We start from the raw sequence: 14,583 nt of genomic DNA, 5'->3' as shown, positions 1-14,583 counted from the left end.
CCCACCGGATGGCAGGGCTAACGGAGCGTATTTCTAAGCGGAGCGTGTTCGCGACGAAAGGTTAATTTAAACGCTGATTTCCTCTTGCGAAAATAACTCACTCTTGCCAAACCATAAAACGATCTAGCTGCCATTGGTCAAGGCAAAAGTGAGGATCAAATTTTCCCAACGCATCGGACAATATGCCCCGCACACGCTCTGCGGATAGCGAATAGCCAGCCTTTGCCAGAACATCTTGCAAAGCCGCCACAGCATCGCTCTTATCGTAAAGGGAAGGCCTGTCTCTGCCGGCTGCCAACCAAAGGTGAAGAAAGAAGTCCGCCGCTATTGGAAGCTCCGGCTTAGTGCGCGACCTCGGGTTCTCGTCAGCCAAGCGATCAGCTGTTTCCGCCAGCTCGGTCAATTGTGAAAGCAACCCCTTGTACCGCGCCGTGTTGGCTCCAGGATGCGCAATCCAACTACCATCATCGCCGACACGGGGCGGCGGGTCCTTGTCGAATTCGCATTCCAAGTAGAGCCATTCCTGCTCATCAAGCATGGAAGTGATAGACCGCAACCTCGTCGCAAGGCCTCGATGGCGCCGAGAATCCTCTGCATAGTCGTAGCGATTTCCACGGCGCCATGCCAGCCACTCGATCAGCTTACTGAGACTCGCTTCTAGGTTTAAATCGGGATACTTGCTCTGCATGTTTATGCTCCCCGCTTCCGCGCACCCCATGAGACAGGATGCCGCGCCTAGAGCAATGCCGTTGGAGAAACCTGCGCAACACTGCCGCGCCCAGGCCAGCAGATGATGTTCTCGATCTGCGCGCACCTGGGCGCCGTGGCCACCACTCGCGCTTCGGCGAAGGCGCGGCGCAGTTCGGCCATCTGCCGAAGAATCCGCTGCTGCGACTCGATGCTGAGCTTTAGCCCCTTATGCTCAACGAGAGCAAGCCCACGTAGTTGGTTCAGCATGGCATCCGCCAAGCCGGCAGTGCGCCGCGCACGATCTTCCGGATTCTCGCCGTCGCAGACCTCTTCATTCACATCCGGTTTGCACGCCAGTCGCTTTTTTTCTATTTCGGCGTCCAATTTGGCCCGCCTTCTCTCATGGAATTCCTCAAGACGTTTTTGCTGACCGAACGTTGCTAGCACCTCGACCATGAATGAACGAGCTGAGATTCGGCACACGGTGATATGCGCCCCTTGCTGCTTTTTCCCGCGGGTATTTCCTAAGAGCAAGCGCGGACCATCCGAGTCGAAAAGAACCTGCTGGCGGGTTTTGTTGTTGCCGGGTAAGCCGGGGCACCATTCCGGGCGCAGCAAGCCTCCTGCTACCAGAGCTGCGACAGTCCCACGGCACTCCCAAGTTTTCCAGTAAGCCCGAACATGCACCGGTCCCTCCGCTGTACCCAATTTAAACCCGATATATCCACGGGTATCCATGGCTGCATCTGCCGGCATCTCTATCGTCGGCATTCCCCAGGATGGGCAAATAGACTCTGCGTTCTTTGTGTTACACGTGGTAGGCTGCGACTCATCCATGATGCTTACCTCCTGCACAGGTTGCTTCGTGGGTAGAGGGCGCTGCGTGCTGTCACACGCTGCGCCCTCGCTCTTTGCCTTACGGCGTAAACTCTACTTCTCGTCCGCCCCTTCCTTCAGCTTGGCGCGCTCGCGCCTCACATAATCCAGAAGAAGCGGCAGGATCGCCTTGGCCGCGATCGCCGGGTCCGGCTTGTTGGCGGCAACCACAATGATCTGACGGCGCCGATTTCCGCCCGCCTTGGCCAGCTTCGGCCCGGGCGTCTTCTTCGTCACAGCGAAAACCCCACCGTGCGCAGCTTCAGCCGCCGCGCGTTGCTCGCCTGGTTCGCGTCGAGCGTGGCCAGTTCCTTCGCCCCGGCTTCCAGCGCAGCCGCTAAGTGCAGCGCATCACCGGCGCGCAGGCCGTGCCCGTGCTGGCGGGCGAGCGCGGCGGCCTCTCGATAGGCCTCCCGGCTGAGCGGCAGCAGACGCAGGCCGGCGTCGCAAAAGTCCTCGAACTCGCGCCAGGCGTCCCGCGCATCCTTCGCGGCCAGCATGCCGGCACGCTCCTTCATTGCCAGCGCGCTGGCGAACTCGGTCACGATCCAATCCGACGACACCAGCGGCACGGCGCAGCCCTCGTACCAGGCGTCGACGGCCGCGCTCGACGGCTCGAGCACGAACAGCGGCACGGCGGCGCTGGTATCGAGATAGATCATCAGTAGCGCGCCTCCTTGCGCATGCCCTCGACCGTCGCCTCGGTGAGCGGCATCGCCGCACGCCGCTTGCGGGTGCGGGCGAGAAAGGCCACCTTGTCGAAGGGCTTGGCCGGCGTCAGGGTGATTTCGCCGGCCGGCGTGATCTCTGCCTCAACGCTATCGCCCTCGCGCAGACCCGCAGCGCGCGTGCATTCGGCGGGCAGGCGCACCGCCAGGCTGTTGCCCCATTTCGCCACCTGCAGTTTCATGACGCACTCCTATGTATAAACGTGTCGATACATCGTAGCACGCGCCGCGCCCTTTGCAAGCGCTTCAGGCCTCCGGCGCCGGCTTGCCCGGTTGCGTCCCGGCCAACAGATCGGCGCCGCCCAGCTCGCGCACCCGCTGCCGGGCGCGCCCCTCCCCGCCGGGTTCGTCGGCCGCGCCTTCTTCGGCAGCCGCTTTTGCCGGCTTGATGGGGCGCACGTACTGGCGGTGCAGGCGGTCAATTTCCAGCGCCATGCCGAGGTACGCCGCCACCGGTCCCGGCACCGGCGGATCGCCGGCTGCCCAGCGAGACACGGTGGTATCCCCGACCTCGACGCGCCGCGCCAGCTCGCTTTGCTTCCATCCGAGCGTCTTCAAAGCCTGCTTCAGTTCTTCCGCCGTCATTCAGTGCGCTCCCGTATTACGCGCCTCGCGCGCGCGTGACAATCCGAGGATAGCGCAACTACGCGAAAATACAAAGTATTTTCTGATTTCATTGTAAAAGTGGGAGACACAATTAAACATAACACCTGTTATCGGTAGTAATTCGAGGAAGTGGGAAATTGCGTACGTTTTCCGGCTATTTTTGGCCTCTGGGTGGGAAATCCAAAAATCGCCCCTTCCGATGGCGGCAGGCAGGGGGCGCCTTTCGCGCCGCCGATGCGCCGTCTTGACACGGAAATGCCCCACCGCGCCCCACCGTGCCCCATGCGTTTTCGGAGGAAGTGGGGCAGCGTAGATCAAGCACTGGCGCGGGTTTCCGGGCGATTGCCCCACCTGCCCCACTTGCCCCACCGCAAAACACAGGGTCAGAAAAGAAACCGGCAGCGAAAGGTCAGGCGGCGCGGCCGAAGTGGGAGACGATGACATTCTCGGCCGCCAAGGAGGACAGGTAATCGGCCCAGGCCTGCATCATTGCCCGCCGCTCCTCGATCAGCAGCGAGCGGTCATAGGCGGCGCGCACCGCATCGCGGGGCACATGGGCGAGCTGCTTTTCGATGGCGTCGGGACGGAAGCCCCGTTCGTTCGCCCATGTCGAGAAGGTGGCGCGGAAGCAGTGCGGACTGGCGCGCTCGGCGAGCGCCAGATCGCGCATCGCATAAGCGAAGCGGGCGGGATCGATGGGGCGCTGCGTGCCGTCGCGGCGCGGCACCAAGTGTGCGCTGTTGCCGGTGATGGCGCGCAGTTCCTGCAGCAGGGCCACCGCCTGGTCGGACAGCGGGGAAATATGGTCGACCCGCGCCTTCATCTTCGCCGCCGGCCGGCGCCACAGGCGCGCCTCGAAATCGATCTCCGACCATTCGGCCGCCGCCACCTCGCCGGGACGCGCGGCCGTGAGCAGGATCAGGCGCAGGGCGAGCGCTGTTTCCGGCCAGCCGCGATAGCCGGTTAGCTTCTTGAAGAAGTCGCGGAGCTGGGGCGCCTGCAGCGCCGCCTTGTTCTCGCTCCGCGGGATCTCCACCAAGGAGCGCAGCAGGTACACCGGATTCGACTCGCACCAGCCGCGCAGGATGGCGAAGTCGAAGATGCCCGACAGGTCCCCCTTGATGTGGATCGCCGTCCACACCCCGCCTTTCAGATCGAGCAGTAGCGGGCGCAGCGTCTTCACGCCGATCTCTTCAAGGGGCAGCTCGCCGAGAGCCGGCAGCAGGTGTTTTTCGACGCGGGCTTTCTTGGCACGGTGGGTGCCGGCCGCCCATTTGCCCTTGCCGTCTTCCAGCCAGGCGCGGGCGGCGCGCTCAAAGCTGTTTTCAGACTTTCGCTTGCGTGCTTCGCTCGCCTCGAGGTTGCGCTGGCGCTCGCTCTGCCGATGGTGCGCAGGATGGATGCCCTTCGCCACCAGTCCACACGCCCTGTCGCGCTCGATGCGCGCCTCGGCCAGGGTGAGGAAGCCGGCGGCGATGCGCTGCGCCCGTTGCTCCTCGCTCTCGCCATCCGGGGCACGGGTGTATTCGCCCAGGGCGAAGGTGTTTTCCTTGCCAGCCAGCTTGTAGCGGTAGCGCCAGAGTTTCGAGCCGGCCGACTTCACCAGCAGGTACAAACCGCCGCCGTCGTTGAGTTTGTAGTCCACGGCCCGCTTCTTGGCCGCCTGGATCGCCTTGTCGTTCGTCAGAAATCGCGCCATCGCCTCGCCTCCTCGAAAAAGCGGGTACTGGGGTCAGTTCCGCAGCCCACTGATTTACCGAGGCGATTCAGAAAAAGCGGGTACGGAGAGCGGGCAACTTATCCACAGTCACCCCAGAAAGCGGGTACACCTTCCGACCTCTCCGGCCTCGGTACCCGCTTTTGTACCCGCTTTCCCGTGCGTTGTCCAGCGATGGTGTGAAACGTACTAAGAGCGTTGAATGCTGATTTACAAGGCTATTTATTGAATGATGCGACGTTCTGGAATGTCCTGAAGCGGGTATCTCAAGTCACACATTGAAGCGGAAGTGCATGACGTCACCGTCCCGCACGACGTAGTCCTTGCCTTCCAGCCGCATCTTGCCGGCCTCCTTCGCCCCCTGCTCCCCCTTGCAGGCGATGAAGTCGGCGAACGAAATTACCTCGGCGCGGATGAAGCCATGCTCGAAGTCGGTATGGATGACGCCTGCCGCCTGCGGTGCGGTATCGCCCGCGTGTATGGTCCACGCCCTGACTTCCTTCACGCCGGCGGTAAAGTAGGTCTGCAGCCCCAGCAACTGGTAGCCGGCGCGGATCAGGCGATTCAGCCCCGGCTCCTCCAGTCCCATGTCCGCCAGGAATACCGCCTTGTCCTCGTCGGCTAGGTCGGCGATTTCCGCTTCCATGGCCGCACAAAAGGCCACCACAGGCGCCTTCTCCTTGGCCGCATGCGCCTCCACCGCGGCCAGCAGCGGGTTATCCGTGAAGCCCTGCTCGTCGACGTTGGCGGCATACAGCGTCGGCTTGGCCGTGATCAGGCAGAAGGACTTGAGATTGAGCCATTCCTCCTTCGACAGGTCGAGCGCGCGCACCGGCTTCGCCTGGTTCAATTGCGCGGCGCACTTGTCGAGCACCGCCACCAGCAGCTTGGCCTCCTTGTCGCCGGCCTGGGCCGGTTTGCGGTAGCGCGCCAGCGCCTTCTCGACCGTCGCCAGGTCGGCCAGCGCCAGCTCGGTCTCGATGGTCTCGATGTCGGAGAGCGGCCTCACCTCGCCTGCGACGTGCACGATGTTCTCGTTGTGGAAACAGCGCACGACATGCACGATGGCATCGGTCTCGCGAATATTGGCGAGGAACTGGTTGCCCAGGCCCTCGCCCTTGCTTGCACCCGCCACCAGCCCGGCGATGTCGACGAACTCGACGATGGCGTTCTGCACGCGCTGCGGCTTGACGATGGCAGCAAGCTGGGCAATCCGGGAGTCCGGCACCTCGACAATGCCGACGTTCGGCTCGATGGTGCAGAAGGGATAGTTCTCCGCCGCGATGCCGGACTTGGTCAGGGCGTTGAAGAGGGTCGACTTGCCGACGTTGGGCAGGCCGACGATGCCGCATTTGAGGCTCATGGTTTTCCTTGGGGGGCCGGCGGCGCCGGCCGTGTATTGATCTTCTGCATGGCTGCCGGGTATTCGCCCCGTTCCAACATCGGCCAGGCATCGAGGGCGCGGCCCAATGCTTCTTCGATCAGCGAGCGCTCCTCGCTGCGGGGTTTTTTCAGGACGTAGTCCACCACCTGGTTACGGTCGCCCGGGTGGCCGACGCCGATGCGCAGGCGCCAGAAATCCTGGGTGCCGAGATGCGCGGCGATATCCTTGAGGCCGTTGTGCCCGCCGAGACCGCCACCGAACTTCAGGCGCAGCGCGCCCGGCGGCAGATCAAGCTCGTCATGCAGAACCAGCATGTCTGCGGGCGAGACGCGATAGAACCGCGCCAGGGCGGCCACCGCCTGGCCGGAACAGTTCATGAAGGTCTGCGGCATCAGCAGCCAGACCTGCCCATGCGTGCGACCGACGATGCCGTGGAAGCGGGATTCGCGCTTGAGCGCCGTGCCGAGCTTCGCCGCCAGCCGCTCGCACAGCCAGAAGCCGGCGTTGTGACGGGTATCTTCGTACTCGGCGCCCGGATTGCCGAGGCCGACGATGAGGCGCGGCGCGGCCACGAGGGAAGCGTTGCGTTGCGGCGGCGGGAACCGCCGCCGCAGACGCGCTTACTTCTTCTCGGGCTGCTTGGCCGGAGCGGCCGCAGGGGCGGCAGCTCCCGCCGCAGGGGCGGCAGCGGCAGCCTGCTCAACCACGGCCAGTTCGGCTTCTGTCGTGCCGCGCGGCACGGTGATGGTCGCCACCACCGGATTCTCGTTCCGGTGCAGAACCGCCTCGACGCCCTTCGGCAGATTGAGGTCCTTGACGTGCACCGAATGGCCGACGGAGACGTCCTTCATGTCCACCTCGACGAACTCCGGCAGATCGGCCGGCAGGCAGATGATATTGAGTTCGTTCAGCACATGGCTGACCACGCCGCCCTGAAGCTTGACGCCCGGAGCGATGTCGGCGTTGACGAAATGCAGGGGCACCTTCATGTGGATTTTCTTGTCGGCGGCGACACGCTGGAAGTCGATGTGCAGCACCTGCGGCTTGAAAGCGTGCATCTGGTAGTCGCGCAGCAGGACCGGCTGCTTCTGGCCGTCCAGGTTCATGGTCAGAATGGAAGCGTGGAATGCCTCCTGCTTCAGGCTGTGGAAGAGGGCGTTGTGATCCACCTCGATCGGCAGGGCCGCCGTCTCGCCACCGTACAGAATGCCGGGCACCTTGCCAGCGCGACGCAGGCGGCGGCTCGCTCCGGTGCCCTGCAGTTCGCGCTTGTTTGCGTTGAACTCGATTTTCATATGATTGCTCCAGTAAAAACCCTGACCGCGACCAGCCAGGGGGTTGTAAAAAACTATTCCATGAACAGCGAGGAAACCGACTCCTCGTTGCTGATGCGCAACATCGTCTCGGCCATCAGTTCGGCGATGGAGATCTGCCGGATGCGCGAACAGGCACGGGCCTCCTCGCTGAGCGGGATGGTGTCGGTCACCACCAGTTCGTCCAGCACCGAGTCGGCAACGCGCTGCACGGCGCTGCCGGAAAGCACCGGGTGCGTGCAATAGGCCAGCACCTTGGCGGCGCCATGGTCCTTCAGCGCCTGCGCCGCCTTGCACAGCGTGCCGGCGGTATCCACCATGTCGTCCATGATGACGCAGGTTCGCCCATCGACTTCACCGATGATGTTCATCACCTCCGAGACGTTGGCCTTCGGGCGGCGCTTGTCGATGATCGCCAAGTCGGACTCCAGACGCTTCGCCAACGCCCGCGCACGCACCACGCCACCGACGTCAGGGGAGACGACCAGCAGATCCTTGTGCTGGTTCTTCCAGATGTCGCCAAGCAAAATCGGCGCCGCATAGACGTTGTCCACCGGGATGTCGAAAAAACCCTGGATCTGGTCCGCATGCAGGTCCACCGTCAGGACGCGGTCGACACCAGCTGCCTGCAGCATGTTTGCCACCACCTTGGCCGAAATCGCCACGCGCGCCGAGCGCGGCCGGCGATCCTGGCGCGAATACCCCATGTAGGGGATCGCCGCCGTGACGCGGCCGGCCGAGGAGCGCTTCAACGCGTCGACCATGATGATGAGTTCCATCAGGTTGTCGTTGGTCGGCGCGCAGGTCGATTGCAGGATGAAGCAGTCCTTGCCGCGGACATTCTCCATGATCTCGACATTCACCTCGCCGTCCGAGAAGCGGCCCACCGTGGCGCGCCCGAGCGAGATGTTGAGGCGCCTGACCACGTCGGCGGCAAGCTTGGGGTTGGCGTTCCCCGTGAATACCATCAGGCTGTCGTAGGCCATGAGCGCCTCTGGGACGATCCGTCGTTGCAAACGATGCGGGCAGGTGATTCACCTGCCCGCATTATAAAATTTGGCTGGGGAGGAAGGATTCGAACCTTCGCATGCCGGAATCAAAATCCGGTGCCTTAACCAACTTGGCGACTCCCCAAGAGTCTCAGTCAGCGAGTGCCCGCAGGGGATGTTCATCCAAGCCCCGCGCCACCCAGCCGGTCATGCCTTCCGGCACTTGCGCCAGCACGGTGCGCGCATCCTGCTCGACAGCAAAGGGGGCGAAAACACAGGCTCCGGAACCGGTCATGCGCGCTTCGGCGTGCTGCCTGAGCCAGGCCAGCGCCCGCGCCACCTCCGGGTAGCGTTCGCACACGACGGGTTCGAGATCGTTTTGGCCGAACAGGCCGCCCCAACCCGCTGAAAAGTCCGCCATTTTGATGGCTTTCGTATCCCGTGTCAAATTCGGCGCGGAGAAGATTTCGGCGGTCGGCACACTCACCGGCGGCTCGATCACAAGGTACCAGGCCATGGGCAGATCGACCGGCTGGAAGCACTCACCGACCCCTTCCACGAAGGCATTTCGTCCGAAGATAAAAAAAGGCACATCCGCCCCCAGGCGCAATCCCAGCGCCTGCAGGCGCTCACGCGGCCAATCGAGGCCCCAAAGCCGGTTGAGCCCCAGCAGCACGGTCGCGGCGTCCGAACTGCCACCGCCCAGCCCGCCGCCCATGGGCAGGCGCTTTTCCAACGCTATCTCGACGCCCTGCCTGCAGCCGGCCGCCGCCTGCAGCAGCCGCGCCGCGCGCACGCACAGGTCGCTCTCCTCGGACACCCCGGCAATCGGATGGGCGCGCAGGATGCGGCCGTCCGCTCGCGGCGCAAGGTGCAACGTGTCGCCGCGGTCGATCAGGCGGAATACCGATTGCAGCAGGTGGTAGCCGTCGGGGCGGCGGCCGATGACATGCAGGAAGAGGTTGAGCTTGGCCGGTGCCGGAAAGGCACGGTCCCGGTTCGTCATCGCACCAGGCTCCAGTTGTCGATCTTCAGGCGCACCTCGACGTCCTCGCGCCGGGCCTGCAACAGTTCCGGCAGGGCATCCCGCGCCTCGCTCTCGTAGCGAAGGTATTCGATCGACCAGCCCTGTTCCGAAAGGCCGGTCAGCCGTCCGGCCGCATCCACGCTGGCAGCGCCGCCGAACGCGGAGCGCCCGAGCACCCAGCGCCCCAACCCGGACACCGGCAGCCGTGCGCCGAACACCTGCTCGGAGAGGCCGTCCAGATCCGCTGCCATATAACGCTTCTGGTCGGATGTCTCCAGCAGCGCGGTTCCGTGTCCGGAGGTGAGGCGGGCGAGCCCCTGGCCGAGCGGTCCGCTGACGACGATTTCGTCGGATTGCGCATCGTGGCGCCACTCGATGCCTGCAGAGAAGCTTTCGCCGGCGCGCCGCACGGCAATGCGGCCTTCGAGGCGAAAAGCCTCGATCGCTTCCCGCGCCGGGCGCGATGCCGTCGCCGCCGGCTCCAGCATGGCGCAACCGGCCGACAGTGCGATAAAGGCCGCCGCCGACAGAATGCGCAGCATCAGGGGACGAAACGCTTGATGACCTCGGCCAGGGCTTCGTTGCCGGGATGGGACCTGGCGGCCTCCTGCCAGGTTCTCTTCGCCTCGTCGCGGCGGCCCAGCACCCACAGCACTTCGCCGAGATGGGCGGCGATCTCCGGATCGGGCCGGATCGAGAAGGCCCGCTGCAACTGGGTCAGCGCACCGGCGTTGTCGCCCTTGCGGAAGAGCACCCAGCCCATGCTGTCGATGATGAAGGGGTCGTCGGGAGAGAGTTGCAATGCCTTGACGATCAACTCCTCCGCTTCCGCCAGGCGCAGGTTGCGCTCGGCGAAGGAGTAGCCCAGCGCGTTGTAGGCATGGGCGTGATCGGGCTTGATGCGGATGAGCTTGCGCAGATTGGCCTCCATCACATCGTGCCGGCCAAGCTTTTCCGCCAGCAGCGCGGATTCATAGAGCAGCTCCGGCTGCTCCGGCTCGCCGGCGAGGCCGCCGGCGAGCAGCTCATACGCCTCGCTCGTCCTGCCGGCGTCCCGCAGGAGCTGACTTTCGGCCAGCAGCAGCTGGATGCGGTCGGCATTGCCTGCGGTTTGGGCCTCCTGCAGATGGCGGCGTCCGGCGTCCAGCTTGCCCTGCTTGGCCAGCAACTGGGCAATGCGCAACTGCGCCGCCAGATACTGCTCGCCCGGCGCCACCTCGGCATACCAGCGCAGGGCGTCGTCGTACTGCTTGCGCTCTTCCGCAATCTGGCCGAGGTACAGGCGCACCGTGTCCAGCTCGGCAAAGTCGAGGCCAAGCAGCTTCCTGAAGTTTTCCTCCGCCGTTGCCCAGTCGGACAGCTGCATGGACAGCACCGCCACGGCGTAGATCACGTCGGCATTGCCGGGAAAATCGCCCAGCAGCCGCTGGAATTCGGCGCGCGCCTGCGGAAAGTTCCGGGCCCCGACCAGGTTGCGGGCATACTGCAGGCGGACTTCGCGCGCCTGGGGATGACCGGCAAGATAACGCCGCAGCGTATCGAGTGCCGCTTCGGGCGATTCGGCGCGCTGCAATTGGGCCTTGAGCATCACCGCAATGTCCCAGTCCGGCCTCTGGGCAAGCGCCTTGTCGGCTTCAGCGATGCCGCGCTGCCACTCCGCCGCATTGAGTGCCGCCTGGGCGCGCGCGAAATGGGCTTCGGCGATGCCGACATAGGGCAGGGTAAGCTGTTCGACCATGGCCAGCACGGCCTTCTTGTTCGGGTAGCGGGCAAACAGGCGATTCAACCGCAGCAGGCCGTCCCCGAGGTTCTCCCCTTCCTGCGCCAGGAGCTTGGCGACATGGGGTTGCAGTTCGTCGAGGCGGTTGGCGCTGACCAGCAGTCCCGCCATCATCTGGCGTGCCTGCGGCGACTCGGGGTCGATCTCCACCCACAGCCGGGTTGCCTGCAGGGCCATGTCCAGATTGCGGCCATGCAGGGCGACCTCTGCGGCGCGGCGGGCCAGGCGGGGATCGCGCGTCGAGCGTGCCAAGTCCATGTAGGCCGAGGCCGACAGTCCAAGGTTGCCGCGCTGGCCAGCCACTTCGGCCAGCAGCGTCTGGTAGAGGATCTGCCCCGTAAGTTCCATCTTGGGCAAGGGTTCGCTGCGTACTTTCGGCGCAGTCGCTTCTCCCGGCTCGGATTCCGCCGGACGCTTGGCTGGCGCCTGGGCGCAGGCGGAAAGGAAGCATGCCGCAATGACCGCGGCGGGCAACAGCAGGGAACGGGGAGAGTCGGTCATGTCGGGGTTGGGGCGGCGCAGCGCAGCGTAGAATTAAAATTTGTCCGGATCATGTTAGGGGGTTTTGCCACCCCCGGCAAGCGAGTCCGTTCCGACACTTGTCATGCCAGAACTGCCCGAAGTCGAGATCACCCGCCGAGGCCTGCTGCCCCATCTGCAAGGGCGGAAAATCGACGGCGCCATCGCACGCCACGCCTCGCTGCGCTACCCGTTGCCGCGCGCTCTCGGCCGCCGGCTCGCCGGACAGACCCTGCGCGACATCGAGCGGCGCGGCAAGTATCTGCTGTTCCGTTTCGAAAAGGGCACGCTGATCCTCCACCTGGGCATGTCCGGCAGCCTGCGACTGGTGCCCGCCGGCGAGCCGCCGGGGAAGCATGAGCATCTCGATCTCGTCTTCGGCGGACAGGCACTGCGCTTGCGCGACCCACGCCGTTTCGGTGCCGCGCTCTGGGTCGGGGACGATGCCTCGGCGCATCCCCTCATCGCTCCGCTGGGCATCGAGCCGCTCTCGGATGCCTTCACCGGCGACTGGCTGCATGCCGCCACGCGCGGTCGCGCTACGCCCATCAAGCTTTTTCTTATGGACAGCCATGCCATCGTCGGTGTCGGCAACATCTACGCCTCGGAAAGCCTGTTCCGCGCCGGCATCGATCCACGCACGCCGGCCGGGCGGCTTTCCCGCGCGCGCTGCGGGAGGATCGCGGAGGCGGTCAAGGCCACACTGGAGGCCGCGCTTGCCGCCGGCGGCAGCACCCTGCGCGACTTCATCCACAGCGACGGGAGTGCCGGCTGGTTCCAGCAACAGCTTTTCGTCTATGGTCGCGAGGGGGAACCCTGCCGCATCTGCGGCACCCTGGTGCATTCCCTGCGGCTGGGCCAGCGCTCCACCTTCCACTGCCCCCGCTGCCAGCGCTGACGAACGGCCGATTGCAGCCTCCGAGTTGCATTGCTTTCGCAATGTTGTGTGCTAAATTGGCGTTTTTGAAGCACTTTCCGGGGTTGCCATGGGGCTTGTCCAGCACTTTTCCGCCTACAGCAGATGGCGCCAGGCCGTCTCAGAGAACCTGCTGAATCTGCAGAACTGGCTTGCCGAAAACGAACTCGGCGACGCACAAAGCGAATTGCGCCTGCAGCAGCTGCTGGAGCGACTGCGCGAGGACAAGCTGATCATCGCCTTCGTTGCGGAGTTCTCTCGCGGCAAATCCGAGTTGATCAACGCCATCTTCTTCGGCGATTATGGCAGCCGCATCCTGCCCTCGAGCGCCGGGCGCACCACCATGTGCCCGACCGAACTGCTGTTCGACGCCGGCAAGCCGCCCGCGATCGAGCTCCTGCCCATCGAAACGCGCTCGACAAACGCCAGCGTGGCCGAATTCCGGCGCTTCCCGGAGGAGTGGCGCATTGTCCCGCTGGACACCGCCTCGGCGGAGGCCATGCACGCCGCGCTTGCCCGCGTCGGCGAGCAAAAGCGCGTCGCCCAGGAATACGCCGTCAAGCTCGGCTTTTCCGTCGAAACCGAGGGCAAGGAAGGGCTCAAGCCGGACTCCGAGGGATTGGTGGAAATTCCCTGCTGGCGCCACGCCATCATCAACTTCCCGCACCCCTTGCTCGAGCAGGGTCTGGTGATCCTCGACACGCCCGGCCTGAACGCGATCGGCGCCGAACCGGAGCTGACGCTGTCGCAGCTGCCCAGCGCCCACGCCATCCTGTTCATTTTGGCCGCCGACACCGGCGTGACGCAATCCGATCTCGCCGTCTGGCGAAATCACGTCAATGGTGCGCGCACCCGGCAAAAAGGCCGCATCGCCGTGCTCAACAAGATCGACGGCCTGTGGGACGGCATCCGCAGCGACGTCGAGATCGAGCAGGAAATTTCCCGACAGGCACGCAGCACCGCGGAGATTCTCGAACTGGATGCGGCCCATGTCTTCCCCGTCTCCGCACAGAAGGGTCTGCTCGCCAAGATCAACCGCGACCCCGAACTGCTGGCGAAAAGCCGGCTGCTGGGGCTGGAGCAGGCGCTCACCGCAGAACTGATTCCCGCCAAGCAGGACATCGTCCGCGACAATACCGAGAGCGAGGCGGTGGATCTCGTCGCCCGCACCCTCACCCTGCTGCAGACGCGCCGGCGCGGCATCGTCGAGCAGCTCGCCGAACTCACCGATCTGCGCGGCAAGAACCAAAGCGTCATCGAATACATGATGCGCAAGGTGAAAAGCGAGAAGGACGAGTTCGAGAAAGGCCTGCAACGCTACTACGCCGTGCGCAGCGTTTTCTCCCAGCTCACCAACAATCTCTACTCGCACCTCGGCATGGACGCCTTGCGCGAGGAGACGCGCCGCACACGGGAGATCATGCTGGAGGCCGCCTTCACGAAGAATCTGCGCGACGCGATGAAGAGCTTCTTCCGCCACGTGCGCCTCAACCTGGAGAAGTCCGCCGGCGAAATCGCCGAAATCACGAAGATGATGGACGCCATGTACGAGCGGTTCTCGAACGAGCACGGCATGAAACTGGCCCCGCCGGCACCTTTCTCGCTGCTGCGCTACGAAAAGGAGATCGACCGGCTCGAGGCCGGCTTCAATGCCCATTTCAACACTCTGCTCAACATGGTGACGCACGCCAAGCGCGGCCTCACGCAGCGATTCTTCGAGACCGTGGCGACGCAGGTGCGGCGCGCATTCGAACTGATCAACCGGGACGTCGACCACTGGCTGCGCGCCGTCATGTCGCCGCTGGAAACCCAGGTGCGCGAATACCAGTTGCAGCTGAAGCGGCGGCTGGAGAGCGTCAAGCGCATCCACCAGGCCACGGATACGCTGGAAGACCGCGTGCGCGAACTGGCGCAGATGCAGGCTGCGCTGGAGGCCCAGCTGGCGGAGTTGAACGGAATCGCCGCAGCGCTGCAGGGTACGCTGCATGCCGAGGCGGGAGAGGCTGCCGCCGTCGCGGCAGCAGCCTGAACGGCGCAA

Annotated in this window: 16 protein-coding genes and 1 tRNA gene; 2 read left to right on the top strand and 15 right to left on the bottom strand. The window is 64.5% G+C overall.

Going from position 1 to position 14,583, the window contains the following annotated elements:
• Positions 1-97: 97 nt before the first annotated feature.
• The 15 genes from ROZ00_15755 to ROZ00_15685 all read right to left on the bottom strand — a co-directional run bounded on the left by ROZ00_15755 (position 98) and on the right by ROZ00_15685 (position 11,611).
• Positions 98-688 (bottom strand): hypothetical protein, encoded by a 591-nt coding sequence (locus ROZ00_15755; GenBank protein ID MDT3737684.1) that lies wholly within the window; start codon positions 686-688, stop codon positions 98-100.
• A 47-nt stretch (positions 689-735) separates the two neighbouring features.
• Complete coding sequence (locus tag ROZ00_15750; GenBank protein ID MDT3737683.1) at positions 736-1,308, bottom strand: hypothetical protein; 573 nt, start codon at positions 1,306-1,308, stop codon at positions 736-738.
• A 312-nt stretch (positions 1,309-1,620) separates the two neighbouring features.
• Entirely contained in the window at positions 1,621-1,803 is a 183-nt protein-coding gene (locus ROZ00_15745) for a hypothetical protein (protein MDT3737682.1), read from the bottom strand.
• Complete coding sequence (locus tag ROZ00_15740; GenBank protein ID MDT3737681.1) at positions 1,800-2,228, bottom strand: type II toxin-antitoxin system VapC family toxin; 429 nt, start codon at positions 2,226-2,228, stop codon at positions 1,800-1,802. Before ROZ00_15740 ends, ROZ00_15745 begins: the two co-directional genes overlap by 4 nt.
• Positions 2,228-2,470 carry an AbrB/MazE/SpoVT family DNA-binding domain-containing protein gene (locus ROZ00_15735; protein MDT3737680.1) on the bottom strand — a complete coding sequence of 81 codons (243 nt, stop codon included), beginning with the start codon at positions 2,468-2,470 and terminating at the stop codon, positions 2,228-2,230. Before ROZ00_15735 ends, ROZ00_15740 begins: the two co-directional genes overlap by 1 nt.
• A 70-nt stretch (positions 2,471-2,540) precedes the next feature.
• On the bottom strand, positions 2,541-2,879 hold the full coding sequence (locus ROZ00_15730; GenBank protein MDT3737679.1) for a helix-turn-helix transcriptional regulator: 339 nt from the start codon (positions 2,877-2,879) through the stop codon (positions 2,541-2,543).
• 430 nt (positions 2,880-3,309) lie between these two features.
• The gene (locus ROZ00_15725; GenBank protein MDT3737678.1) at positions 3,310-4,599 is read right to left on the bottom strand and encodes a tyrosine-type recombinase/integrase; all 1,290 of its coding nucleotides are present in this window, start codon (positions 4,597-4,599) and stop codon (positions 3,310-3,312) included.
• 289 nt (positions 4,600-4,888) lie between these two features.
• Positions 4,889-5,980 carry a redox-regulated ATPase YchF gene (gene ychF / locus ROZ00_15720; GenBank protein ID MDT3737677.1) on the bottom strand — a complete coding sequence of 364 codons (1,092 nt, stop codon included), beginning with the start codon at positions 5,978-5,980 and terminating at the stop codon, positions 4,889-4,891.
• Positions 5,977-6,573, bottom strand: a complete 597-nt coding sequence (pth, locus tag ROZ00_15715) for an aminoacyl-tRNA hydrolase (protein ID MDT3737676.1) — start codon at positions 6,571-6,573, stop codon at positions 5,977-5,979. Before pth ends, ychF begins: the two co-directional genes overlap by 4 nt.
• Before the next feature lie 48 nt (positions 6,574-6,621).
• Positions 6,622-7,296 carry a 50S ribosomal protein L25/general stress protein Ctc gene (locus ROZ00_15710; GenBank protein ID MDT3737675.1) on the bottom strand — a complete coding sequence of 225 codons (675 nt, stop codon included), beginning with the start codon at positions 7,294-7,296 and terminating at the stop codon, positions 6,622-6,624.
• Positions 7,297-7,349: 53 nt separating this feature from the next.
• Positions 7,350-8,300 (bottom strand): ribose-phosphate pyrophosphokinase, encoded by a 951-nt coding sequence (locus tag ROZ00_15705; GenBank protein ID MDT3737674.1) that lies wholly within the window; start codon positions 8,298-8,300, stop codon positions 7,350-7,352.
• Positions 8,301-8,371: 71 nt separating this feature from the next.
• A tRNA-Gln gene (locus ROZ00_15700) sits at positions 8,372-8,448 on the bottom strand.
• Positions 8,449-8,454: 6 nt separating this feature from the next.
• The gene (ispE, locus tag ROZ00_15695; protein MDT3737673.1) at positions 8,455-9,309 is read right to left on the bottom strand and encodes a 4-(cytidine 5'-diphospho)-2-C-methyl-D-erythritol kinase; all 855 of its coding nucleotides are present in this window, start codon (positions 9,307-9,309) and stop codon (positions 8,455-8,457) included.
• Entirely contained in the window at positions 9,306-9,872 is a 567-nt protein-coding gene (lolB, locus tag ROZ00_15690; protein MDT3737672.1) for a lipoprotein insertase outer membrane protein LolB, read from the bottom strand. Before lolB ends, ispE begins: the two co-directional genes overlap by 4 nt.
• Positions 9,872-11,611 carry a tetratricopeptide repeat protein gene (locus tag ROZ00_15685; GenBank protein MDT3737671.1) on the bottom strand — a complete coding sequence of 580 codons (1,740 nt, stop codon included), beginning with the start codon at positions 11,609-11,611 and terminating at the stop codon, positions 9,872-9,874. The genes lolB and ROZ00_15685 overlap by 1 nt, the downstream gene beginning before the upstream one ends.
• Positions 11,612-11,714: 103 nt before the next feature.
• Here ROZ00_15685 and mutM point away from each other — a divergent pair, with 103 nt between their 5' ends.
• Together mutM and ROZ00_15675 are read left to right on the top strand one after the other, a co-directional pair.
• On the top strand, positions 11,715-12,527 hold the full coding sequence (gene mutM / locus ROZ00_15680; GenBank protein MDT3737670.1) for a bifunctional DNA-formamidopyrimidine glycosylase/DNA-(apurinic or apyrimidinic site) lyase: 813 nt from the start codon (positions 11,715-11,717) through the stop codon (positions 12,525-12,527).
• Between the two features lie 88 nt (positions 12,528-12,615).
• Entirely contained in the window at positions 12,616-14,574 is a 1,959-nt protein-coding gene (locus ROZ00_15675; protein ID MDT3737669.1) for a dynamin family protein, read from the top strand.
• Positions 14,575-14,583: the final 9 nt, after the last annotated feature.

It is taken from the genome of Denitratisoma sp. (assembly GCA_032027165.1).
Classification (GTDB): domain Bacteria; phylum Pseudomonadota; class Gammaproteobacteria; order Burkholderiales; family Rhodocyclaceae; genus Desulfobacillus.
This window is presented reverse-complemented; position numbering and strand designations above follow the sequence as displayed.